The 23,447-nt window shown below is 71.9% G+C and carries 16 protein-coding genes and 1 pseudogene; 6 read left to right on the forward strand and 11 right to left on the reverse strand.

Features of this window, described 5'->3' with window-relative positions; all coding sequences use genetic code 11:
- Nucleotides 1-13 precede the first annotated feature (13 nt).
- The 5 genes from ACIRSU_RS16200 to ACIRSU_RS16220 form a co-directional block, all read right to left on the reverse strand.
- Nucleotides 14-967 carry an ABC transporter permease gene (locus tag ACIRSU_RS16200; protein WP_403792481.1) on the reverse strand — a complete coding sequence of 318 codons (954 nt, stop codon included), beginning with the start codon at nt 965-967 and terminating at the stop codon, nt 14-16.
- Complete coding sequence (locus ACIRSU_RS16205) at nt 960-1,892, reverse strand: ABC transporter permease (protein WP_403792596.1); 933 nt, start codon at nt 1,890-1,892, stop codon at nt 960-962. The genes ACIRSU_RS16200 and ACIRSU_RS16205 overlap by 8 nt, the downstream gene beginning before the upstream one ends.
- Nucleotides 1,893-2,066: 174 nt before the next feature.
- Nucleotides 2,067-3,707: an ABC transporter substrate-binding protein gene (locus tag ACIRSU_RS16210; RefSeq protein ID WP_403792483.1), complete on the reverse strand. Its 1,641-nt coding sequence runs from the start codon at nt 3,705-3,707 to the stop codon at nt 2,067-2,069.
- A 429-nt stretch (nt 3,708-4,136) separates the two neighbouring features.
- Nucleotides 4,137-6,038 (reverse strand): translational GTPase TypA, encoded by a 1,902-nt coding sequence (gene typA / locus ACIRSU_RS16215; RefSeq protein ID WP_403792485.1) that lies wholly within the window; start codon nt 6,036-6,038, stop codon nt 4,137-4,139.
- Between the two features lie 305 nt (nt 6,039-6,343).
- On the reverse strand, nt 6,344-8,794 hold the full coding sequence (locus tag ACIRSU_RS16220) for an ABC transporter family substrate-binding protein (protein WP_403792487.1): 2,451 nt from the start codon (nt 8,792-8,794) through the stop codon (nt 6,344-6,346).
- 263 nt (nt 8,795-9,057) lie between these two features.
- On the opposite strand from ACIRSU_RS16220, the gene ACIRSU_RS16225 reads away from it, so the two are divergent.
- The 5 genes from ACIRSU_RS16225 to ACIRSU_RS16245 all read left to right on the forward strand — a co-directional run bounded on the left by ACIRSU_RS16225 (nt 9,058) and on the right by ACIRSU_RS16245 (nt 15,350).
- Nucleotides 9,058-9,285, forward strand: a complete 228-nt coding sequence (locus tag ACIRSU_RS16225) for a hypothetical protein (RefSeq protein ID WP_403792489.1) — start codon at nt 9,058-9,060, stop codon at nt 9,283-9,285.
- 38 nt (nt 9,286-9,323) lie between these two features.
- The gene (locus tag ACIRSU_RS16230; RefSeq protein ID WP_403792491.1) at nt 9,324-10,151 is read left to right on the forward strand and encodes a hypothetical protein; all 828 of its coding nucleotides are present in this window, start codon (nt 9,324-9,326) and stop codon (nt 10,149-10,151) included.
- Nucleotide 10,152: 1 nt separating this feature from the next.
- A complete protein-coding gene (locus ACIRSU_RS16235; RefSeq protein WP_403792494.1) occupies nt 10,153-12,066 on the forward strand; it encodes a fumarate reductase/succinate dehydrogenase flavoprotein subunit in 1,914 nt (637 codons plus the stop codon).
- The gene (locus tag ACIRSU_RS16240; RefSeq protein WP_403792497.1) at nt 12,063-12,836 is read left to right on the forward strand and encodes a succinate dehydrogenase/fumarate reductase iron-sulfur subunit; all 774 of its coding nucleotides are present in this window, start codon (nt 12,063-12,065) and stop codon (nt 12,834-12,836) included. Before ACIRSU_RS16235 ends, ACIRSU_RS16240 begins: the two co-directional genes overlap by 4 nt.
- 63 nt (nt 12,837-12,899) lie before the next feature.
- A complete protein-coding gene (locus tag ACIRSU_RS16245; RefSeq protein ID WP_403792498.1) occupies nt 12,900-15,350 on the forward strand; it encodes a hypothetical protein in 2,451 nt (816 codons plus the stop codon).
- A 31-nt stretch (nt 15,351-15,381) separates the two neighbouring features.
- Here ACIRSU_RS16245 and ACIRSU_RS16250 read toward each other — a convergent pair whose 3' ends face one another.
- The 6 genes and pseudogenes from ACIRSU_RS16250 to ACIRSU_RS16275 all read right to left on the reverse strand — a co-directional run bounded on the left by ACIRSU_RS16250 (nt 15,382) and on the right by ACIRSU_RS16275 (nt 21,939).
- Nucleotides 15,382-18,138: a SpoIIE family protein phosphatase gene (locus tag ACIRSU_RS16250; RefSeq protein WP_403792501.1), complete on the reverse strand. Its 2,757-nt coding sequence runs from the start codon at nt 18,136-18,138 to the stop codon at nt 15,382-15,384.
- 144 nt (nt 18,139-18,282) lie between these two features.
- Nucleotides 18,283-18,705, reverse strand: a complete 423-nt coding sequence (locus tag ACIRSU_RS16255; protein WP_403792502.1) for an ATP-binding protein — start codon at nt 18,703-18,705, stop codon at nt 18,283-18,285.
- Nucleotides 18,706-18,988: 283 nt separating this feature from the next.
- A pseudogene (locus ACIRSU_RS16260) lies at nt 18,989-19,417 on the reverse strand ((deoxy)nucleoside triphosphate pyrophosphohydrolase); the annotation flags it as partial.
- A gap of 40 nt (nt 19,418-19,457) precedes the next feature.
- Nucleotides 19,458-19,637, reverse strand: coding sequence for an SPOR domain-containing protein (locus tag ACIRSU_RS16265; RefSeq protein WP_403792504.1), 180 nt, complete (start codon nt 19,635-19,637; stop codon nt 19,458-19,460).
- A gap of 194 nt (nt 19,638-19,831) precedes the next feature.
- Nucleotides 19,832-20,584 (reverse strand): GntR family transcriptional regulator, encoded by a 753-nt coding sequence (locus ACIRSU_RS16270; protein WP_403792505.1) that lies wholly within the window; start codon nt 20,582-20,584, stop codon nt 19,832-19,834.
- A gap of 167 nt (nt 20,585-20,751) precedes the next feature.
- Nucleotides 20,752-21,939, reverse strand: coding sequence for a DUF4190 domain-containing protein (locus ACIRSU_RS16275; protein WP_403792507.1), 1,188 nt, complete (start codon nt 21,937-21,939; stop codon nt 20,752-20,754).
- A 290-nt stretch (nt 21,940-22,229) separates the two neighbouring features.
- On the opposite strand from ACIRSU_RS16275, the gene ACIRSU_RS16280 reads away from it, so the two are divergent.
- Nucleotides 22,230-23,429, forward strand: coding sequence for a serpin family protein (locus ACIRSU_RS16280; protein WP_403792508.1), 1,200 nt, complete (start codon nt 22,230-22,232; stop codon nt 23,427-23,429).
- Nucleotides 23,430-23,447 lie beyond the last annotated feature (18 nt).

The raw sequence follows: 23,447 nt of genomic DNA on the forward strand, positions 1-23,447 counted from the left end.
TTGTACGCCCTCCTCAGCGCATCTTGGGGTCGAGGGCGTTGCGGACGGCTTCGCCGAGCATGATGAACGCCAGGACGGTGATGCTCAGCATGATCGACGGCCACAGCAGGATGTGCGGGGCAACGCGGATCTGGTCGACGGCGGTGGAGATGTCGACACCCCACGAGACGGTCGGCGAGGCGAAGCCGAGACCCAGGTAGGACAGGGTCGCCTCGGCGGAGATGTAGCCGCCGAGCGAGATGGTCGCGACGACGATCACCGGTGCCATGGCGTTCGGCAGGATGTGCTTGAACAGGATCCGCGTGGTGCCGGCGCCGAGCGCCTTGGCCGCGTGCACGTAGTCGGACTGCTTCACGGTGATCACGGCACCGCGCATGACGCGGGCCATCTGCGTCCAGCCGAGGAAGGCCAGCGCGCCGACGACGACCATCACGGTGCGGTCCTCGAAGGACTGCAGGACGACCATGGCGCCGAGCAGGAACGGGATACCGAAGAAGATGTCGGTGATCCGGGAGAGGATCGCGTCCCAGACGCCGCCGAAGTAGCCGGCGATCATGCCCATGAGGCCGCCGACGACGGTGACGATCACGGTGACGGTGATGCCGACGATGATCGAGGCACGGGTGCCGTGGATCATGCGGGCGTACACGGAGCGGCCCTGGCCGTCGTAGCCGAGCCAGTCGGGCTGGCCGACGTGGCCGAGGTCCGGCTGGCCCAGGTAGTGCTTCACCAGGTCACCGGCGGTCGGCGAGGCGCTGGTGAAGATGCTCGGGAAGGCGGCGACCGTCAGCAGGAAGAGGATCAGCACCGACGAGACGATGAAGTACGGGTTGCGCCGCAGGTCGCGCCAGGCGTCGCCCCACAGGGAGCGGGCCTTCTCCTGCTTCGCCGGGGCCGCGGTCTCGGCCGGTGCCGGAGCGGCGACGGCGTCCTCGACGGCGGAGGCGGTCTTGGTCACGTCAGGCATACCGGATCCTCGGGTCCAGGACCGCGTACAGCAGGTCGATGAGCAGGCTGGTGACGAGGTAGACGATCACCAGGATGGTGACGAGGCCGACCAGGGTCCCGCCCTCGCGACGGGAGATCGACTCGGCGATCAGGCCACCGACGCCCTTGATGTTGAAGATCTTCTCGGTGACGACCGCGCCGCCCATGAGCGCGCCGATGTCGGTGCCGAGGAAGGTGATGACCGGGATCATCGAGTTGCGCATCAGGTGGACACCGATGATGCGGCGCTTCGGCAGGCCCTTGGCGACGGCCGTGCGCATGTAGTCGGCGCGCAGGTTCTCCGCCATCGTGGTGCGGGTCAGCCGGGTCACGTACGCGAGGGAGAGACCGCCGAGGACGATCGCCGGGGCGATCAGCTCGGACCACTGAACGTCGTTGCTGACGTTCGGGGCGATCCACTCCAGGTTGAAGGCGAACACCATCTTGATGATGAAGCCGAGCACGAAGACCGGGATCGAGATGATCAGCAGGGTGAAGATCAGGATCGCGTTGTCGGCGAGCTTGCCGGCCTTCAGGCCACCGATGATGCCGAGGCCGATGCCGAAGATGAGCTCGAACGCGAAGGCCAGGGCAGCCAGTTGGAGCGTGACGGGGAACGCGTCTCCAAGGACCTCGGTGACCGGGCGACCGTTGCGGATCTGGCTGCCGAAGTCCAGGTGCAGGATCATGTCCCGCATATAGACGAAGTACTGCTCCGGCAGTGACTTGTCGAGACCCAGCTCATGACGCTTGGCGGCGAGGGTCGCGGGATCCGCACCCTTGTCACCGAACATCGCCAGCACGGGATCACCGGGCAGGCTGTGCACCATGAGGAAGATCAGCAGGGTTGTCCCGAGGAAGACCGGGATCATCTGGAGCAGTCGTCGTGCGACATAGCGCCCCATCATGCCTCCGTTGAGATGTGACGGCCGCAGCCGACGGGCCCTCCCTCGACAGCATGCCCGTTTCCGGGCATGCCGATGTCGTGGAAGGGCCCCCCAGCCACTGCATAAGGCGCCGGGACGCGGAGTCGACGGTCCGTCAACTCCGCGTTCGGCGAGCGGACTACGCTTGGGTGATTACTTCTTGACCTCGACGCCGGTCAGGATCGGGTCGCCGTCCTGGCCGTACGCCACGCCGGAGACTCGCTCCGAGTAGCCCGCGTTGACCTTGTAGTACCAGAGCGGGATGGACGGCATGTAGTTGACCAGGTCCTTCTCGATGGCCTGGTACGCCTTGACCGACTCGTCCAGCGTCTTGGTGTTGTCGGCCGCCGCGATCTCCGCGTCCAGCTTCTTGTTGGAGAAGTCGCCCTGGTTGCCGCCGGCACCCGTACGGAACAGGTCCGAGATGAAGTTGGCGTTCACCGGGTAGTCGAGCACCCAGCCGGAGCGGTACAGGGACTTGACCTGCTTGGTCTTACGGGCCGTCAGGTCGGCCTGGAAGTCCGGCTTGCCGTCGCCGACGCACTGGACGCCGGTCGCCTGCTGGATGGAGTTGCAGACGGCCTCCACCCACTCCTTGTGACCACCATCCGCGTTGTACTGGATGGAGATCTTGTTGTTCGGGACGCCGCCGCCGGCCTTGATGAGCTCCTTGGCCTTGGCGGGGTCGAACTTGGTGACGTCGCCGGCCGCGTTCTCCTGGAAGCCCAGGACACCCTTGGCGACCCAGCCGGTGGCGGGCTCGCGGGTGCCGTTGAGCACCGTCTTGGTGATGGTGGCGCGGTCGATCGCCATGGACAGACCCTGGATGACGCGCGGGTCGACCAGCTTCGGCTTCTTCCACTGGTCGGCGTAGAAGGCGACGGCGATGGTCTGGATGGCCGAGTACGGCTGGTCCACGGCGCGGTCGCCGAGGTCCTGGCGGTAGACCGGCAGGTCCTTCGGGGCGAGCTGACGCAGGACGTCGACGTTGCCCGACTTCAGGTCCTCGTAGGCGGCCTCGAGGGTGGTGTAGTTCTTGAAGACCACACCGCCGTTCTTCGCCTTGTCCGGGCCCTTGTAGCCGTCGAAGCGGACGATCTCGATCTGCTTCTTGTGGTCCCAGCTCTTGAACTTGTAGGGACCGTTGCCGACCGGGTGCTGGCCCGCGGCCTTCGGGTCCTTGTAGAAGGACTCGGCCAGCGGCGCGAAGGCGATGTACGCGAGCTTGTGCGCGAAGTACGGAACCGGCTTCGTCAGCTCGATCGTGAAGGTCGTGTCGTCGACGATCTTCAGACCGTCGAGCTTGTCCGAGGTCGGCTTGGCCTTCTCGTCCTCGGGGTGGACCTTGTCGTAGCCCTTGATGTCGGCGAACCAGGACGAGAGGCCCATGGCGTTCTTGATGTTGGCGTTCCAGTTCCACGCGTCCACGAAGGACTTGGACGTGACCGGAGTGCCGTCGTGGAAGGTCCAGCCCGGCTTGAGCTTGACGGTCCAGGTCTTCGAGTCCGTCGTGGTGACCGACTCGGCGTTGACCATCTCGAGCGAGCCGTCGGCCTTGTAGTCGACCAGGTTCGAGTACAGGCCCTTCATGACCGCGGAGCCGTTGGACTCCATCGTGTCACCGGTGTACAGCGGCTTCTCCGGCTCGCCGAGCTCGATCGAGTAGATCCCGTTCGGGTCGACCTTGCCCTTCGCGTCGGAGCCGCCGTCGCTCTTGCCCCCGCCACAGGCGGTCGCTGCCAGGGCGACAACGATCGCGCCCGCTACCCACTTGGCGCTCTTGGCACCGCGCATGGGTTCCTCCTCATGAGTCCACTTTGTCACTACAAGAGAGGCACTCCATGTGCGCTGCCGACACCCCTGACGGCGTTGCATCCAAGTGCCTCGAGTGTGCTCGTGAGTCGGCACTCCCCACAGTGCGTGACCCATTGACCCGAGCTCAATGGAGCCAACTATTAAGTACGTCCGGGCCGTAAACCACACTTAAGTGGTCTCGTTTTGACAACATCGCCACGCCACCGAAGACCGAAATCCGGACAAAGCGAGCACAGACAGACAGCGACGAAACGGACCGTTAACACACGTTCCGGAGAGCGACGACCGATATCCGGACGCCCGGCCGCTCCAACCAACTTGACGAAAAGTTGAAAAGGGCTCGGCCCCCCGCACATGGTGCGGGGGGCCGAGCCCTTGAACGTGAGCTTCCGCTCGATCAGCCGTTCATCAGCCGTTCTTGGCGCGCGACGCGGCGCGGGCGCGCTCGCGCTGGTCCAGGTTCACCTTGCGGATGCGGACGGCCTCCGGGGTGACCTCGACGCACTCGTCGTCGCGGCAGAACTCCAGCGACTGCTCCAGCGAGAGCTTGCGCGGCGGGACGATCGCCTCGAAGGAGTCGGCGGAGGAGGAGCGCATGTTGGTGAGCTTCTTCTCCTTGGTGATGTTCACGTCCATGTCGTCGGAGCGCGAGTTCTCACCGACGATCATGCCCTCGTACACCTCGGTGCCCGGGTCCACGAAGAGGACGCCGCGCTCCTGGAGGTTGGTCATCGCGAACGCGGTGACCGCACCGGCGCGGTCGGCGACCAGGGAGCCGTTGTTACGGGTCTGCAGCGGGCCGAACCAGGGCTCGTGGCCCTCGTGGATCGAGTGGGCGATGCCCGTGCCGCGGGTCTGGGTCAGGAACTCCGTACGGAAGCCGATGAGGCCACGGGACGGAACGACGAACTCCATGCGGACCCAGCCGGAGCCGTGGTTCGACATGTTGTCCATGCGGCCCTTGCGGACACCCATGAGCTGGGTGACGGCGCCCATGTGCTCCTCGGGCACGTCGATCGTCATGCGCTCGACCGGCTCGTGGATCTTGCCGTCGACCTCCCGGGTGACGACCTGCGGCTTGCCGATGGTCAGCTCGAAGCCCTCGCGGCGCATCTGCTCGACCAGGATGGCCAGCGCCAGCTCGCCGCGGCCCTGCACCTCCCAGGCGTCCGGGCGCTCGGTGTCGAGGACGCGCAGCGAGACGTTACCGATGAGCTCGCGGTCCAGGCGGTCCTTCACCTGGCGGGCGGTGACCTTGCGGTCCTTGACCGCGGTCTTGGCGTCCGCGCCCTTGCCCGTGCCGCCACGGCCGACGAGCGGGGAGGTGTTGGTGCCGATGACCATGGAGATGGCCGGCTCGTCCACCGTGATCAGCGGCAGCGCGACCGGGTTCTCGGTGTCGGCCAGGGTCTCGCCGATCATGATGTCCGGGATACCGGCGACGGCGCAGATGTCACCGGGGCCGGCGACCTCGGCCGGCTTGCGGGTGAGCGCCTCGGTCATCATCAGCTCGGTGATGCGGACGTTCTGGATCGAGCCGTCGCGCTTGATCCACGCGACCGTCTGGCCCTTGCGCAGCTCGCCCTGCTCGACGCGGAGCAGCGCGATGCGGCCGAGGAAGTTGTCGGCGTCGAGGTTGGTGACGTGGGCCTGGAGCGGCGCGCCCTCCTCGTACGACGGGGCCGGGACGTGCTCCAGGATCGTGGAGAAGAACGGCTCCAGGTTGGTGGAGTCGGCCGGGACCGTGCCGTCCTCCGGCTTGGTCAGCGAGGCGATGCCGTCGCGGCCGCAGGCGTAGACGATCGGGAACTCGATCTGGTCCTCGTCGGCGTCCAGGTCCAGGAAGAGGTCGTAGGTCTCGTTGACGACCTCGTCGATCCGGGAGTCGGGGCGGTCCGTCTTGTTGATGCAGAGGATGACGGGCTTGCGCTGCTGGAGGGCCTTGCGCAGCACGAAACGGGTCTGCGGCAGCGGACCCTCGGAGGCGTCCACCAGCAGGACGACGGCGTCGACCATCGACAGACCGCGCTCGACCTCGCCACCGAAGTCGGCGTGGCCGGGGGTGTCGATGATGTTGATCGTGATCGGGGCCCCGCCGTCCTTGGGGTGGTACTTCACCGCCGTGTTCTTGGCGAGGATCGTGATGCCCTTCTCACGCTCCAGGTCGTTCGAGTCCATCATGCGGTCGTCGAGCTGCTGGTGGGCGGCGAAGGCACCGGCCTGCTTGAGCATGGCGTCGACGATGGTCGTCTTGCCGTGGTCGACGTGGGCGACGATGGCGACGTTACGGATGTCGTGGCGCGTGGGCATGGGTGGCTTGCGCTTCTCTCGGATCGTGGGAATCGGCGTCAGTTCCTCTTACGCCCGCCGGGCGGACGCGCCACGGCTATGTCCTATGGTACGGGGCCGCCGTGCAAGGGGCTTCCCCGGAGGGGATCCGAGAGGGTCTACTAGGGGGTTTGCGCGGGAGCGCGGGGGTGGGGAGGGAACAGCGGGGTCCTGCTGCCGGGTCAAGGGGCGAACGTGATCCTGCCCGCCGGCGGTACCGGCGGGCAAGGCAATTGAGCTGCTTCTGAGCTTGCGATTTTGACTTTCGGCTACTTTCGGGTAATGCGCTACTTCCGGGCGTTCCGTTCCGCGCCCTGCGCCGGCTCGGGCTTCTTGAAGCCGATGTCCTGGTAGCGCGGGGCGGCGAAGCCGAAGGCGCCGGCGTTCACCAGGTCGGACTTGGCGGCGACCAGCTGGGGGCGCTGGTAGAGCGGGATGGAGCCGGCCGCGGCCCAGATCCGGGCGTCGGCCTGGCGGACCAGGTCGCGCGCCTCCGCCTCGTCGAGGGTGGCCGCCGCCTGGTCGAAGAGCTGGTCGATGCGGTCGGTGCCGACGCGGGCGTAGTTCTGCTCGACGAGCAGCGAGCCGTCGGAGGCCGGTTCGGGCTTGGCGTAGATGGGCCGGGCGTCGGTGGCCGGGAAGGCGGTCGCGGGCCAGGAGAAGAGGGCCAGGTCGTAGTCGCCGGAGGCGATGTGGTCCTTGAAGAAGCTGTCGTCGGAGACCTTGGTCACTTCGGTACGGATCCCCACGGCGTCCAGCATCTGCACGATCCGGTCGCCGACCGCCCGCAGCGCCTCCGAGCCGGGCCCGGACGGCAGCACGAAGCGCAGGCTGAGCGGCTTGCCGTCCTTGCCGAGCGCCTGCGCGGCGGCGTCCACGGCGGCGGGGGCGGCCGGGGCGGCGCTGCCGCGCGGGGCGTAGGCGCCGGCGACCGGCCTGGCCGGGTGCGCCTCGACCTGGGACTGGGCCTCGGTCCTGGCCTGGGGCTTGCTCTCGGTCCTGCTCTCCGTCCTGCCCTGGGAGCGGACGCCGGTGTCGAGGGCCTCGGCCTGGCGGAGCAGGGCGGCGCTCTGGAGGGCGGCGGACGGCGCGGGGGCCAGGATGTCGCTGCCGTTCTCGGGGCCCGTGGCGCCGAGCTGCGGGGCGGCGGCCGGGCGGTCGCCGGGCTTGTCGTCTCCGGGCTTGTCGTCTCCGACGATGTAGAGGCCCTCGTCGGAGGGGCTGTCGTTCTTGTCGTCGGCCTTCTTCTCCGCGGCCTTCTTCTCCTCGGCCGTGGCTCCCTTGGCGCCCTTGCCGGCGGCCTCGCTGCCCGCCTTCGTACCGGCGGCCGGCTTCTTCAGCGCGCCGCCCGGCACCCAGCCGGCGTCGGCGAGCAGCGCCCGCGCCTCCTTGGTGTCCTGCTCGCCGAGCGCGTCGCTGCTGTCGGCGTAGGCGGGCTGGCCGAGCAGCGCCAGGTGGCTGCCCGGGGGCCTGGCCGGCAGGCCGAGCGGCTTGAGGACGGTGTCGGCCAGCTCCTGGCGGTTGATCGCGCGGGCGACCGCGCGGCGCACCCGCTCGTCGGCGAGCGGACCGGACTCCCCGTTGAGGGAGAGCTGGGTGTAGGCGGGTTCCAGGGACTTGCGGACCACGAACTTCGCGAGGCCGCCCTGCTCCGCCGCGTACCGCGCGATGGCCTGCTGGTTCTTCTCCCGGGCGGCCCGCACCTCGGCGGCCTTCTCCTCGTCGGAGCCGTTGGCGAGCGCCCAGGACTTCAGGGCGGCGGCGGGCCTGATCGCGGAGCCGGGCCCGTGGGTGAGGGCCTGCGCACCGCTGCGGGCGGCCCGGGCGTCCCGTACCGCGAGCGCGATCCGTTCGGCGGCGGAGCGGTCGATGTCGGCGAGGTCGAGCTTGCCGGCGGCGAGCGCGGTGGCCCGCTCGGCGCGCGGCACGGCGGACAGGACGAGGGAGTCGAGTTTGGCGGTCTGGCCCCACCAGCGCGGGTTGCGGACGAGGGTGACGGCGCCGGCCGTGCGGTCGATGCCCTTCAGCAGGAACGGTCCTGCGGTGGCGGCGAGGGAGGTGCGGGCGCCGTCGTTGAAGGTGTTCGGGGAGCCCGTCACCTCCTTGGGGTAGAGCGGGGAGAAGAGGGCGCGCCAGTCGGCGTACGGCTTGCCGAAGGTGACCCGGACCTCCAGGTCGTTCTTGCCGCGCTCGATCTTCTCGATCCGCTCGTAGCCGGCGTTGCGGGCCGTCCAGTAGGCGGAGTCGCGGCCGCTGAGCGCCCGCCACTGGGCGACGAAGTCGGGGGCGCCGATCTCGCGTCCGTTGCTCCACACCGCCTGCTGGTTGAGCTTGTAGAGCACGACCTGCTTGGGCTCGGTCTCGATGACCTGCGCGGACTCCAGGTAGTCCGGGTTGAGCCGGGGCCGGCCGCGCTCGTCGAGGGTGTGCAGGGCGGGCAGCACGGCGCCGGCGACGCGGGCGGTGGCGCCGTCGGCGTCGGCCTGGAAGGCGTTGAGCGTGGTGGGCAGCGCGTCGACGGCCCACCGCAGGGTCCCTCCGTCGGCGACCTTGTCGCGGGTCGCCGGGGCGTCGTCCTGGGCGGCGGCCGGCGGCTCGTCGCCGCTGTCACCCGAGCTGCATCCGGCCAGCACGGCGAGGGCGAGCACCGCGCTGCCGAGGGTGGCGGCGGAGCGGAGCGTGCGGGAGCGGGGGCTGCGGAAGCTCGTCCTCCCGCGAGGGGCGCCGACCTGGGCCATGACTTGTACCCCTTCGTCCGGTTTCATGCCATTTGGAGATGATCACACCTATTGCTCATACACTGAAAAGGACGGAGCGGATCCGGTGACGGCGACACGGCGGCACGACCGGCCAACCCCACTCGTGCGGCCCAATCGCCCGACCGCCGGGGCGCTCCGGACGAGTGGAATCACGTGCACACGGCTTCACAAGCGGGATGTGACGCGCGACACTCGCGTGAGTCCCGCCCTGGCGGAAGTCGCTCGCGGAAGTGAGGGCAACCATGTCCGTTCAGGACGACCTGGCGGCCGTCAAGCGCCGTCTGCAGGACCTGGAGCGCACGGTCGAGGAGCTGGAACACCGCGTCGGGACGGAACGGGCCGCGCCCCGGCCACCGTCCGGGGACCGCGCCGAGAGCATGGTGACGATCCCTGACGCCCCGTACGACTTCGAGAAGTGGACCGGCACCGACGACGAGGGCTTGGGCGCCCCCGACCGCCACGCGCCGTAGCAGTAGGTCACCGACCGGCCGGACCCCAGGAGGCCCTGTTGGCCACAGGTACCGAACCCCCAGGAACCGGAACGGCGACGGGGGTGCGCTCTCCGGGGCGCGCCTCCCTCGCCGCTCGCCATCTGCGCACCGACCGCTGGTGGCTGGCGCCGGCCGCCACCGCCGCCGGACTGCTCGCCTTCGTCGCCTACTCGACCTGGCGGGCCTTCGCGAACGCGCACTACTACCACGCGCCCTATGTCTCGCCGTTCTACTCTCCGTGCCTCGCGGACAACTGCGTCCCGATGCGCGGCGGACCCAACTGGGCGCTCTTCGGCAGCTGGTGGGTCCTCTCCCCCGCCCTGCTGATCCTGATCTTCCCGCTCGGCTTCCGGCTGACCTGCTACTACTACCGGAAGGCGTACTACCGGGGCTTCTGGGCCTCTCCCCCGGCCTGCGCGGTCGCCGAACCGCACCGCGCGTACAGCGGCGAGACCCGCTTCCCGCTGATCCTGCAGAACGTCCACCGCTACTTCTTCTACCTGGCGCTGCCGGTCGCCGGCGTCCTCACCTACGACACCGTGCTGACCTTCCGGGACGAGCACTACGCCTGGGGGCACGCCGGGCTCGGGACGCTCGTCTTCCTCGTCAACATCGTGCTGATCTGGGCGTACACGCTCTCCTGCCACTCCTGCCGGCACGTCGTCGGCGGCCGGCTGCGGCACTTCTCGAAGCACCCCGTCCGCTACCGGCTGTGGACCTGGGCGGGCCGGCTGAACCACCGCCACATGCTGCTCGCCTGGTCCTCCCTGATCAGCGTCGCGGTCTGCGACCTGTACGTGTACCTGCTCTCCACCGGCGCGTTCGACGACCCGAGGTTCTTCTGACATGACTTCTGTGGAACGGCAGCGGTGGGACGTGATCGTGGTCGGCGCCGGTGGCGCCGGGCTGCGCGCGGCGATCGAGGCGCGGCGCCGGGGCGCCCGTACCGCCGTGATCTGCAAGTCCCTCTTCGGCAAGGCGCACACGGTGATGGCCGAGGGCGGCATCGCCGCCTCCATGGCCAACGCCAACCCGCACGACACCTGGCAGACCCACTTCCGCGACACCATGCGCGGCGGCAAGTTCCTCAACCAGTGGCGGATGGCCGAGCTGCACGCCCAGGAGGCGCCCGAGCGGGTGTGGGAGCTGGAGACCTGGGGCGCGCTCTTCGACCGCACGCCGGACGGGCGCATCTCGCAGCGCAACTTCGGCGGCCACGAGTACCCGCGGCTCGCGCACGTCGGCGACCGCACCGGCCTGGAGCTGATCCGCACCCTCCAGCAGAAGATCGTCTCGCTCCAGCAGGAGGACCACCGGGCGACCGGCGACTACGAGAGCGGCCTGAAGGTCTTCCAGGAGTGCACGGTCACCCGCGTCCTGCAGACTGCGTCTGACAGCGGCTCCGCCGCGGGCTCCGGGCGGGTCACGGGGGTCTTCTGCTACGAGCGGGAGTCCGGCCGCTTCTTCGTCCTCGAAGCGCCCGCGGTCGTCCTCGCGACCGGCGGCATCGGCAAGTCGTTCAAGGTGACGTCCAACTCCTGGGAGTACACGGGCGACGGGCACGCCCTCGCGCTGCTCGCCGGGGCGCCGCTGGTGAACATGGAGTTCGTGCAGTTCCATCCGACCGGGATGGTCTGGCCGCCGTCGGTGAAGGGGATCCTGGTCACCGAGTCGGTGCGCGGCGACGGCGGGGTGCTGCGCAACTCCGAGGGCAAGCGGTTCATGTTCGACTACGTCCCCGACGTCTTCAAGGAGAAGTACGCGCAGTCGGAGGACGAGGGCGACCGCTGGTACGAGGACCCGGACCACAACCGGCGCCCGCCCGAGCTGCTGCCGCGCGACGAGGTGGCCCGGGCGATCAACGCCGAGGTCAAGGCGGGCCGCGGCTCGCCGCACGGCGGGGTGTTCCTCGACGTGTCGACGCGGATGCCGGCGAAGGTGATCCGGCGCCGGCTGCCGTCGATGTACCACCAGTTCAAGGAGCTGGCGGACGTCGACATCACGGCCGAGGCGATGGAGGTCGGGCCGACCTGCCACTACGTGATGGGCGGCGTCGCCGTCGACTCGGAGACGGCGGCCGCGGTCGGCGTCCCCGGGCTCTTCGCGGCGGGCGAGGTCGCCGGCGGCATGCACGGCTCGAACCGGCTGGGCGGGAACTCGCTGTCGGACCTGCTGGTGTTCGGGCGCCGGGCCGGACTGCACGCGGCGGAGTACGCGGCGGCGGCGGGGGCCGCGGACGTGGACGAGGACGGGGTGACCGCGGCGCGCACGGAGGCGCTCGCTCCGTTCGACGGCGGCGCCTTCGGGGACGCCGCCGAGAACCCGTACGCCCTCCACCAGGAACTCCAGCAGACGATGAACGACCTCGTCGGGATCATCCGGCGGGAGGGCGAGATGGCCGAGGCCCTGGAACGCATCGCCGCGCTGCGCGAGCGGACGGGCCGGGTCGCCGTCGAGGGCCACCGCCAGTTCAACCCCGGCTGGCACCTCGCCCTCGACCTGCGCAACATGCTCCTGGTGAGCGAGTGCGTGGCCCGCGCCGCCCTGGAACGCACCGAGTCCCGCGGCGGCCACACCCGCGAGGACCACCCGTCGATGGACCGCGCCTGGCGCCCGGTGAACCTGCTGTGCCGGACGGCGGACGGGGTCGGGGTGGAGCTGGAACGGGTACGGACGGAGCCGATCCGCGCGGACCTGCTCGCGCTCTTCGAGAAGGAGGAGCTGGCCAAGTACCTCGCCGAGGAGGAGCTGGAGTCATGAGTACGTACGAGGCACGGTTCCGGATCTGGCGGGGCGACGCCGACGGCGGCGGCCTGACCGACTACGCGGTCGAGGTCCACGACGGCGAGGTCGTCCTCGACATCGTCCACCGCCTCCAGGCCACCCAGGCCCCCGACCTGGCCGTCCGCTGGAACTGCAAGGCCGGCAAGTGCGGCTCCTGCTCGGCCGAGATCAACGGGCGGCCCCGGCTGATGTGCATGACCCGCATGTCGGTCTTCGCCCGCGACGAGACCGTCACCATCACCCCGATGCGCGCCTTCCCGGTCGTCCGCGACCTGGTCACGGACGTGTCCTTCAACTACGCGAAGGCCCGCGAGATCCCGGCCTTCGTCCCGCCCGAGGGCCTCGCGCCCGGCGAGTACCGGATGCGGCAGGAGGACGTCGACCGCTCGCAGGAGTTCCGCAAGTGCATCGAGTGCTTCCTCTGCCAGAACACCTGCCACGTGGTCCGCGACCACGAGGAGAACAAGGCGGTCTTCGCCGGCCCCCGCTTCCTCATGCGCATCGCCGAACTCGACATGCACCCCCTCGACGCGGCGGCCGACTCCGGCCTCGACCGCCGCCGCACCGCCCAGGACGAGCACGGCCTCGGCTACTGCAACATCACCAAGTGCTGCACCGAGGTGTGCCCGGAGGACATCCGCATCACCGACAACGCGCTGATCCCGATGAAGGAGCGGGTGGTGGACCGCAAGTACGACCCGGTGGTGTGGCTGGGCGACCGTATCCGCCGAAGGAAGAGCTCCTAGCGACCTCGCCGGCGTCCCCGCCCCCGGTCGCGGGCCCGCAATCCCGGACATAACCTCCCTTCTGTGACACGAAGAGCCACCCGGGCGCTGCTGTCGATCCTCGTGGCGGCGTGGTGGCTGACCGTGCCGAGCACGCACGGCGCCCACGCCGCGGGGTCGGCCGCGGGTACGGCCGGGGGTGTGGCGGTGGGCCCGGCCGGGGGCGTGGCCTGGGGCTTGGCCACGGGCCAGTCCGTGGACCTGCTCGCGGGTACGGCCACGGGCCTGGCCGGGGGCTTTGCCGCGGACCTGCGTGTTGGTCCTGCCGCGGACCTGCTCGCGGGTCCGGCCGCGGGCCTGGCCGGGGATCCGGCCTCGGGCCTGGCCTCGGGCCTGGCCTCGGGCCTGGCCTCGGGCCTGGCCGTGAATCCGGCCGGGGGTCCGGCCGCGGGCCTGCGCGTGGGCCCTGCCGTGGACCTGGCCGTCGGCGGAGCCGTTCCGGACGCCACAAGCGGCACGTATCTGATCCTGCCGGTGGCCGTCCTCGCCGGCGCGGCCCTGTTCGCCGGCTACGCGTACGTCCGGCGGCGGCGCAGGGCCGCGACGCGGACCACGCCGGGCGGCGGGCGCTGGGGCGGGGCCGCGGCCGGAGGCGCCGGCTGGGGCACGCCGCACGGGCCGCCGGCGACGCCCCTGATCGCGCTCGACCGGCGGACGCGGCAGGCGCTCGTCGCCACGGACGACGCCGTACGCACCAGCGAGGTGGAACTGGTCTTCGCGACGGCCCGGTCAGGCGACGATCCGGCGAAACCGTTCACCGAGGCCGTGGCGCACGCGCGGGACGAGCTCACGGCCGCGTTCCGGCTGCGGCAGCAGCTCGACGACGCCGAGCCCGAGGACGACGCGACCCGGCGGGCCATGCTGGAGGAGATCCTGCGGCGGTGCGGCGACGCGGACGCCCGGCTCGACGCCGAGGCCGCCGCCTTCGACCGGCTGCGCGCCCTCGAACGCACCGCCCCCGAGGCGCTGGCCGCCGTCGAGATCCTGCTCCGCGAGCAGACGGGCGCGGTCACCATGGCGGAGGCGGCCCTGACGGCGATGCGCGAGCGGTACGCCGAGTCGGCGGCGGCCCCGGTCTCCGGCAACGTGGAACAGGCCAGAGACCGGCTCGCCTTCGCCGCCACCCACGTCGACCGGGCCCACCAGGACCTCGACCAGGGCGACCACTCCGCCGCCGCCGCGCGGATCCGGGCCGCCGAAAGCGCCGTCGACCAGTCCGCCCGGCTCACCCGGGCGGTCGACCGGCGAGCCCAGGAGCTCGCCGAGGCGGTCGGCAAACTGACCGCGGCCCTCACCGACACCGAGGCCGACCTCGCCGAGGCCGGCGCACTGCTCGCGGACACAGCCGGGCCGCACGCCGACGCCGGAGGCCGGGCCCCGGACCCCGGCGGGCCGCACGCCGACGCCGGAGGGCGGGCGACGGACGCCCGCAAGCCGCTCAGCGACGCCGAAGGCCCGGCTGCTGACACCGGCAGCCGGGCCCCCGACCCCGGCCCGCCGCTCGGCGACACCAGAGGCCGGACCACGGACACAGACGGGCCGCACGCCGACGCCGGCGGCCGGGCCCCGGACCCTGGCGAGCCGCTCACCGACCCCGAAGGCCGGGCTGCGGGCGCCGGCGGGCCGCTCACCGGCACCGGAGGGCGGGCGACGGACGCCCGCGAGCCGCTCAGCGACACCGAAGGCCCGGCTGCTGACACCGGCAGCCGGGCCCCCGACCCCGGCCCGCCGCTCGGCGACACCAGAGGCCGGACCACGGACGCAGACGGGCCGCACGCCGTCGCCGGCGGCCGGGCCCCGGACCCTGGCGAGCCGCTCAGCGACACCGAAGGCCCGGCTGCGGGCGCAGGCCCCGACACCGACACCGCCGATGCCCGTGGGCTGTTGCTCCCGGACACCGGGGAGGACGTGCCGTCCAGGGACCTGCCGCCCGTGGACCCCCGGGTCACGGAGCTGCGGAGCCGGATCGGTCGGGCCGAGTCCGTGCTCATGGGTCTCCGGGCCGCCGTGGACTCCGGCCGTTACGACCCGCTCGACGCGCTGCGCCGGGTCGAGGAGGCCGACACCGCGCTCGACCAGGCCCTGGCGGGCGCCGGGCGTGCCCGCGCGCTCCTGGACCGGGCCCTGCTGACCGCCCGGTCGGCTACCGGCGCCGCCGACACGTACGTCACCACCCGCCGCGGCGCGGTCGGCGCCGAGGCCCGCACCCGTCTGGCCGAGGCCCGGCGCCGCCTGGACCGGGCCGTCGCCCGCGCCGACGACGACCCGACGTCCGCCCTCGCCGAGGCCCAGCGCTCCGACGCCCTGGCGCGGCGGGCGCAGGACCTCGCCGAACAGGACGTCCGGCGGTACGGCAACCCCGACGGCGCCGCGGGCTCCGGCGCCGACCGGCCCGGCGGCGCGGTGCTCGGCGGCATCCTCCTCGACGCCGGTCCCGCCGCGTTCGGCGGCCCGGCGACGCGCGGCCGCCTCTGAGGCCTGTCGCCGCTCAGGACATTCAGAACCTTCAGAACATGCTGAGCAGCTGGTCGACCGTCGGTTCGGCGGCCCCGTCCCCGTCCGGCAGCGCCAGCTCGAACCACACCGTCTTGCCGCGCGGGGTGCGCCGCGAACCCCACGCCGCGCTGAGCAGTCCGACCAGCTGGAGTCCGCGGCCGCCCTCGTCGGTGTCCTTGGCCCGGCGCCGCCGGGGCTGGACCAGGCCCGCGTCCCACACCTCGCAGACCAGGGTGCGGTCGCGCAGCAGCCGCAGCCGGATCTCGCCCTCGCCGTACCGCAGGGCGTTGGTGACGAGCTCGCTGACGAGGAGTTCGACGGTGTCGACGAGCGGCTCCAGCTCCCAGGCGGTGAGCTGGGCGCGCGCCAGTTCGCGGGCGCGGCCGACCGAGCGCGGCTCGCGGGGCAGCCGCCAGTCGCCGACGGCCTCGCTGGGCAGGCCCTGGATCCGCGCCATGAGCAGGGCGATGTCGTCCTCGCCGTGCCGGGTGTCGAGGGTGGTCAGGACGTGGTCGCAGACGTCCTCGAGGGGCCGGTTGGGTTTGGCGAGGGCGTTGCGGAAGGCGTTCAGGCCCTCGTCGAGCGGATGGTCGCGGGACTCGACGAGCCCGTCGGTGTAGAGCGCGAGCAGCGCGCCCTCGGGGAGTTCGACGGTGACCTCCTCGAAGGGCTCGCCGCCGACGCCGAGCGGCATCCCGGGCGGTACGTCGAGGAGCCGGGCCTCCTGGCCTGGTTCGACGAGCACGGGGGGGAGGTGGCCCGCGTTGGCGAACGTACATCGCCGGGTGACCGGGTCGTAGACCGCGTACACGCAGGTGGCGAGGTAGACCTCGGAGAGTTCCGGGCCGCGCGCCTTGTGGTGCGCGCGGGCGGACTGCTGGGCTCCGGCGGGGGTGCCGAGGCCGCGGGCGATCTCGTCGAGGTGGGAGAGGACCTCGGCGGGTTCGAGGTCGAGCTGGGCGAGGGTGCGGACGGCGGTGCGCAGTTCGCCCATGGCGACGGCGGCGCGCAGGCCGCGGCCCATGACGTCGCCGATGACGAGCGCGGTGCGGTGGCCGGGGAGTTCGATGACGTCGAACCAGTCGCCGCCGACCTCGGAGCCGACGGTGCCGGGGAGGTAGCGGCAGGCGATGTCGAGCCCGGCGGCCTCGGGGTCGCCGGGCGGCAGCAGGCTGCGCTGCAGGATCAGGGCCCGCTCGTGCTCGCGCCGGTAGAGGCGCGCGTTGTCGATGCAGACGGCGGCGCGGGAGGCGAGCTCGACGGCGAGGGCGCGGTCGCGTTCGCCGAAGGGTTCGCTGCCCTTGGCGCGGGAGAACTGGACGAGTCCCACGACGGTGTCGTGGGCGACCATCGGCACGACCAGGGTGGACTGGACGAGACTGCCCTCCGGCCCCGGCACGGTGCGGACCCGGCCGGTGCGCAGGGCGCCGGCGCAGGGCGAGTTGAAGGCGAAGCGGTGCACGGAGCCGACCTCGACGGCGCCGGTGTCGCGGCACACGTCCCCGAGGAGCGGCGCGGCCGCCGCGCCCGAGCCGGTGGCCGGATCGACGGCGGGGCCGGGGCGGGTGGTGCCGCCGGTGCCGGCACCCGCGCCGGTGACCTGCGGTTCTCCGGCGCGCGGCTCGGTGTGCTGCTCGACGCGATGTTCTACGCGCTGCTCCGTCCGCGGCCTTCCGACGCGTACGGCCGGGGCGTCGGCGATCGCGCTGGCGACGGCCACCCGGCGGAGCTCGGCGCTGCCGGCTCCGTAGCCGACGTCGTGGGAGCTGCCCCAGCGGCCCGGCGGGGCTTCGTCGCCGGTGAGCAGCCCCTGGTAGAGGTCGACGGCGGCGAGGTCGCAGAAGCCGGGGACGGCGACGTCGAGGAGTGCGCGGGCGGTGGCCTCCAGGTCGAGGGTGTTCCCTATGCGCGCGCCGGCCTCGTTGAGCAGGGCGAGGTTGCGGCGGGCGCTGGCGGCCTCGCGGGCCGCGTTGTAGCGGCGGGTGACGTCGATGCCGAGGCCGGCGACGCCGATGGGGCGGCCGGTGCCGCTGTGCACCCGGTAGAGGTTGATGGACCAGTGGCGGCGGTCCTTGGCGCCGGGCGCGGCTCCGACGATCTCCAGGTCGGTGACGGACTCGCCGGTGTCCAGGACCTTGCGGAGCGCGGTGTTGAGCCGCTCGGCCTCGGGACGGGGCAGGTAGTCGTCCACGGTCCGGCCGCGGTGGTCGTCGGCGGAGCCGCCGAAGACGGTGGCGAAGCGCCGGTTGGCGCGCTTCACGGTGAGGTCGGTGCCGAAGAGGAGGAAGCCGAAGGGGGATTGGCCGAAAATGGCCTGCGAGGCGGCGAGGTCGGTCTCGATCCGGCGCAGCGCGCGGACGTCGACGACGATGCACAGCGCGGCCCGCTCGCCGCTCTGCGTCTCGCTCGGCATCACGTACATCTCGGCGATGCCGTGGGGCCTGCCCTCGCCCGGCCCGCCCGGTTCGCCGTGTTCGGCCGGCATCCGGAACGGGACGAGGCCCGTCCACTCCTTGCCGTCGAGGATCTCGCGGACCTTGCGGTGGCCTCGCTCGCGCAGGTCGGGCGGCATGAAGGCGTCGACGGGATCCTTGCCCCTGGCCTCTTCGGCGGTCACCCCGAAGAGTTCGACGGCGCGCCTGCTCCACTGGTCGACCAGCCCGTCGGGACCGATCGAGAAGGAGGCGACCCGGATGAAGTCATAGATCGACCCGGGCGGGCTGCTCTGCCACACGACACCGCTCGCCGTCTCAGGTATCTCGCTCACGCGACCGTCCCCTCCAGCTCACCGCACCGGACCGGCCATGTGCGCAGTATTCAGCACCAGGGCCCTGGTCGGCACGACGTTCACGATCACAGGGTGGTCTCGTTCGTTTCCGGCCGAGGCCCGCTGATCGTCGTCCCACCCTGTTTACTCACCAGGGAGGGCGAGCTCGAACCACACGGTTTTCCCCGCCCTGCCCGCGCGGGTGCCCCAACGGCGCGCGGAACAGGCCACGAGCTGGAGTCCGCGGCCGCCTTCGTCGTCGGGTCCGGCGGGGCGCTCGGTGGGCTGGTCCGGAAGCGGATCGGAGACCTCCACGAGGAGCGCGGGGCCGTGCCCTACACCGTCTCCGGACGGCCCGCGGCGCACCAGGCGGACGCCGATGGGTCCGGAGGCGTACCGCAGCGAGTTCGTGACCAGCTCGCTGACCAGGAGGACGGTGACGTCCCCGATCACCGCGTCGAGCTGCCAGGCCCGCAAGGTGTCCCGTACCGCGTGACGGGCCGTTCGCACGGCGTTGGCCTCCGCCGGGAAATGCCACTCGGCACGGTCGCCTTCGGTGTCGATCACGGGGCCCACGTCCTATTTCGGGGGGTTAATCACGACATACCCGATATTCGGAGTGGGATATCGCGCCGGTTGAGCCCATCGGCGCACGGTGGCACGAACGGCGTACGGGTCAGCCGCGGGCGCCGTCGCCGGGCGCCGGAGCGGCGCCGGAACCCTCGGACGCGGCGGGCCGCGTGCGTCGCTCGGGGGCGCCGGGAGACTCAGGGACGTCGGACCCGGCGGGCCGCGCGGGAGCCCTGGTCGCGGCGGGCCGCACCGAGGTCTCGGACCCGGCCGGTTGCGTGGAAGCCCCGGGGGTCGCGGGCAGCAGGCGGGCGGCCTCGGCGACGGCGGGGCGGTCGGCGTCGATCCAGTCGACGGAGTCGAGCTCGTGGCGGGCCAGCCAGCGCAGCTCGTCGTGGTCCTCGAGGGGCTCGGGCCGCGGCTCGCCGTCGCGGAGGCGGGCGGTCCAGACCCACAGGACGTAGCCGGGCTTCAGCGGCCACTCGCCGGGGATGCGCGCGCCGGTCTCGGTCTCGACGCCGAGCTCCTCGCGCAACTCCCGGACCAGGGCCTCCTCCGGACCCTCTCCCGGCTCCACCTTGCCGCCGGGCAGCTCCCAGCGGCCGGCCAGCTCGACGGGCGCGCTGCGGCGCGCGGCGAGCAGCCGGCCCTGGTCGTAGAGGGCCCCGGCGACGACCACGACGGGGTCAGTGCGGTGATCAGTCGTCATGGGCCGGAGCGTAACGCGGCACCGGCCCGGGCCCGTGAGGTCAGAGCGCGGGCTGACCGATGCGCTCGACCCAGTAGATCTGCTTGTGCCCGCGGTCATCGAGGCTGTCGGCGATCCGCTGGGCCTCGTCCTCGGTCGCGTACCGGCCGACGCGGTAGCGGTTGCCGTTGTCGTCCTGCCTCATGACCAGCCAGGCCAGGTCGGCGCCGTTGTCGCTCATCGGACTCATCGGACTTCCCCCTCCGCCGGTCCGACCGTGTCTAACGATCTCCCGGAAATCGCAATGCGCATATGCCCGAGCTTACGCCCGACCTTCACACAGTGGATACGGGTTTTCACGAAGAGGTATGTATCTGGCCAGTAACAAGCGGCGAGACGGCCGAACACCGGCCCGGAGCACGGGAAAGCGGGCCGTCAGCGCACCGGCAGGTGGTAAGCGATCTTGTAGCGGTCGGCCGGGATGACCACGTCCGCGGTCTCGACCGCGCGCCCCGAGGCGTAGAAGGTCCGCTCGATCACCATCACCACATGGCCGGGGACGCCGCCGAGCGTCAGCAGCTCCTCCGCGAGCCCGGGCCGGGCGGTGACCTCCTCCACCACGTTGTCCACGACGACGTCGATGGCGGCCATCCGCTCGACGACCCCGCAGCCGCCCAGCGGCCCCTCCTCGGGCAGCATCACCGGCGTGCGGCCGGTGACGGCGAGCGGCTCCCAGGAGGTGGAGAGCATCATCGGCTCGCCGCCCTCCCGGTACACGTACCGCGTGCGCATCACCCGCTCCCCCGCCGGGATGCCGAGCCGGTCCGCGACCTCGGCGCCGGCGGCCTCCTGCTCACTGCTCGACTCCCAGGCGCCGCGCGCCCCTTCGGCGGCCTGCTCCTGACGGAAGGGGCTGGCACCGGACACCGGCCGGTAGCCGGAGCGGGCGATCCGGCGCGGCACGGGCCGCTCGCGCACATAGGTCCCGGAACCGGAGCGCCCCTCGACCAGGCCCTCGGCCATGAGGACCTTGCGCGCCTCCAGTGCGACGGTGTCCGACACCCCGTACTCCTCGCGGATGCGCGCCTGCGAGGGGAGGCGGGTGTGCGGGGGCAGCGAGCCGTTGGCGATCTTCTCGCGAAGGTCGCTCGCCACACGCAGATAGGCCGGCTGCTCACCGAACGTCACGGGACACTCCCCTCAGCTTGACTGTGAGCTACAGCGTCGCAACCGAGGGTGCGCACCCGCAAGCATGGGCCAGAGTTTCACCCGAAGTGATGATTTGCCTTTACGTGGGCCCTTCCCGCAGGTATAGCCACCGAACGCCCGTCGGAATCCTCGCCGTTGGCTCTCGCTCAGACCTTCTTGCTGCCGCTGTCGCCGTCACTGCCGGGGCCACCATCGCTGCCGGAGCCGCCGTCGCTGCCGCTGCTGCTGTCGCTGCCCTGCGGGACGGGCGTGAGACCGAGCGCCGAGCGGGAGTCCTTGTCCAGGTCCGTCGAGAGCGCGTCGTACGCCTCGTCGTAGACCTCCCAGAAGGCGTCCGCGTCCTTCGCCGTCGCGAGCTTCTGCCACTTGCGCGCGGCCGCGTCCAGCTTGTCCGCCAGCTCTCCGACGGGCTTGGCGGACGCGGCCGGCCAGGCGTGGCCGCGCAGACCGTCACCGGCCGTGGTGACGGCGTGGTGCACCTTCTGCGCCCAGGCCTTGTTGGCCTCCAGGTCGTCGTCCGCGTCCGCCTCCGGCTCATCGAAGACGGCGTCGTCGACCGGGTTCATGGTCGTGAGGAAGTGCAGCTGGTGCGGGTCGAGCGTGGTGGCGTCGCTGCGCAGGGAGGTGGTGAAGGGCTCCTCCTCGGTGGCGAGCGCGCAGGTCACCGTGCGGTCGCCGATCCGCCAACTCTGCTTGCTGGGCAGGTAGTAGTAGGTCACCGCCGCCTCGGGGACGGCCCAGGTGTCCAGCGCGTAGGCGTTGTTGATCCGCTCGCAGCGGGTCTCGGCGATCTTGTCGATCGCGTCCTCGCCGGGCCACTCGGTGAAGCCGGTGACCTTGAAGGCGCCGCTGACCTCGCCCTGGTGCGGCTTGGTGCAGACGACGGTCTTCACGTCGGTCGTGTACGCCTCCAGCTTGCCGTCGACCTTGAAGCAGTCGCCCTTCTGCAGGTCGAACGGCGACTGCTTGGCGGCGGCCTCGTCCATGCCCTTCTTGAAGTCCCGCCAGGCGTCGGCGAAACCGCCGCTCGCGATACCGAGGGCCATCAGGAGGCAGGCGAGGGAGGAGAGCACGATGCCGGCGACGGCCAGGCCCTTGCCCTTCTGCTGCTTCCTCTTGATCTGCGGCAGCGCGAACAGACCGAGGACGAGGCCGAGCGGTGGCAGACAGCACACGATGCCGGAGACGAGCGACGCGACCGCGAGCCCGTTCGTACCGGGCTGCGGCGCCCCGTAGGGGCCGAGGCCGCCGGGACCACCGGGCACGCCCCCGGGGCCGTACGGCCCGGGCAGCGGCGAGGTGTACGGGCCGGGAGCGGCGTACGGTCCGGGCACGGGCCCCTGACCCGGCCCCGGGCCGAACCCCTGGCCTGCCCCCTGACCCGGCCCCTGGCCGAAGCCCTGACCGGGTCCCTGACCAGGCGCAGGCCATTCCTGGCGCGGCGGCTGCGGGGGCTGCTGCGGGGCCGGGAAATCCTGGGGCGACGGGGAGGGGTCCACGAGTACGGTGCTCCTGTTTGGGGCGGGATTCGGCACGGATTCGGAGAATCGGCACGGGTTCTCGGCACCGATTCAGAGAATCGAACGGGCGCGCGCATCGTACGTGGTCCGGGGGTGGGGGCGGTATGCGGGTCTCGACGGTGCGTGCGGTCAACCGGCTGACGGCGCGTTGGGCCGGCGCCCTGCCCTCCGACGGCCAGGACACCGTGCTGTCCGCGACCGGCGTCTGGCCGCTGCTCGCCTTCCTCGCGGACGGCGCCGACGGCCCGGCCCGCGGCGAGCTCGAGGACGCCCTCGGCATGGCGGCGGGCCCGGCGGCACAGGCGGCACGCGAACTGCTCGCGGGACTCGGCCGGATGCGCGGCGTCGGCTCGGCGATCGGCCTGTGGACCCGCCCCCGGGTGGCGCTGCGCGCGGACTGGGCCGCGGGCCTGCCGGACGCGACGCTCGGCCGGCTCGGCGCGGACGACGCGGCGAGCGGGCGGCTCCTGGACGCATGGGCGGCGGAGCACACCGGCGGTCTGATACCGGCGATGCCGGTCGTCGTGGACGAGGAGACGGAGCTGGTCCTGGCCGCCGCGCAGGCGGTCCGCACGACCTGGCTCCGCCCCTTCCGGGACGGCGGCATGTACCCCGAGTACGGGCCGTGGGCCGGGCGCGAACTGGCCGCGCTGCACCGGACGACGGCGCTCCTCGACCGGGTCGGGGTGGCCGGGACGGCCGCGGGCCCACTCACGGTGCTGAAGGTCCTCGGCGGCACCGGCGTCGACGTGCATCTGCTGCTCGGCCCGGAGGAGGCGGCCCCCGGCACGGTGCTCCGGGCCGGCCTCGACGTCCTGGCCGGCGCCTTCCGGGCCGTTCCGGGCGACCTGCTGCCGCTGGGCGAGGCGGGCCCGGGTCTGAACGTCCGTCACGTACGCAGCACCGCACGGGACCCGTACCTCTCGGTCACCACCTCACCGTTCTCGCTCACCGCCGACCACGATCTGACCGCGCTGCACGAGGTGTTCGGCCTGACGACCGCGCGGGACGACACCCGCGGCCACTTCCCGGGTGTCTCGGACGATCCGCCGCTCTCCGTCCGGCAGGCCCGCCAGGCGGCGATGGCCCGCTTCACCGCGGAGGGCTTCGAGGCGGCGGCGGTGACGGCCTTCGGCGCGGCCGGCGGGAGCGCCGTGGTGCGCTACCCGTACCTGGTGCGCCGGATCGACCTGGACTTCGACCGCCCGTTCGGCTTCCTCTGCGTCCACCGCACCTCGCGGCTTGTCCTGACGGCGGGCTGGGTGCAGGAACCGGTCCCGTACGTCTTCGAGGACGAGGACTGAGGAGAGGGCGGCCGCCGT

It is taken from the genome of Streptomyces sp. NPDC101160, assembly GCF_044768205.1.
GTDB lineage: Bacteria > Actinomycetota > Actinomycetes > Streptomycetales > Streptomycetaceae > Streptomyces.

Excerpts from the sequence above, each read along its gene's own strand:
- ACIRSU_RS16200 (WP_403792481.1), bottom strand. The coding sequence starts at position 967 with ATGCCTGACGTGACCAAGACCGCCTCCGCCGTCGAGGACGCCGTCGCC.
- ACIRSU_RS16205 (WP_403792596.1), bottom strand. The coding sequence starts at position 1,892 with ATGGGGCGCTATGTCGCACGACGACTGCTCCAGATGATCCCGGTCTTC.
- ACIRSU_RS16210 (WP_403792483.1), bottom strand. The coding sequence starts at position 3,707 with ATGCGCGGTGCCAAGAGCGCCAAGTGGGTAGCGGGCGCGATCGTTGTC.
- typA (WP_403792485.1), bottom strand. The coding sequence starts at position 6,038 with ATGCCCACGCGCCACGACATCCGTAACGTCGCCATCGTCGCCCACGTC.
- ACIRSU_RS16220 (WP_403792487.1), bottom strand. The coding sequence starts at position 8,794 with ATGGCCCAGGTCGGCGCCCCTCGCGGGAGGACGAGCTTCCGCAGCCCC.
- ACIRSU_RS16225 (WP_403792489.1), top strand. The coding sequence starts at position 9,058 with ATGTCCGTTCAGGACGACCTGGCGGCCGTCAAGCGCCGTCTGCAGGAC.
- ACIRSU_RS16235 (WP_403792494.1), top strand. The coding sequence starts at position 10,153 with ATGACTTCTGTGGAACGGCAGCGGTGGGACGTGATCGTGGTCGGCGCC.
- ACIRSU_RS16240 (WP_403792497.1), top strand. The coding sequence starts at position 12,063 with ATGAGTACGTACGAGGCACGGTTCCGGATCTGGCGGGGCGACGCCGAC.
- ACIRSU_RS16265 (WP_403792504.1), bottom strand. The coding sequence starts at position 19,637 with ATGAGCGACAACGGCGCCGACCTGGCCTGGCTGGTCATGAGGCAGGAC.
- ACIRSU_RS16280 (WP_403792508.1), top strand. The coding sequence starts at position 22,230 with ATGCGGGTCTCGACGGTGCGTGCGGTCAACCGGCTGACGGCGCGTTGG.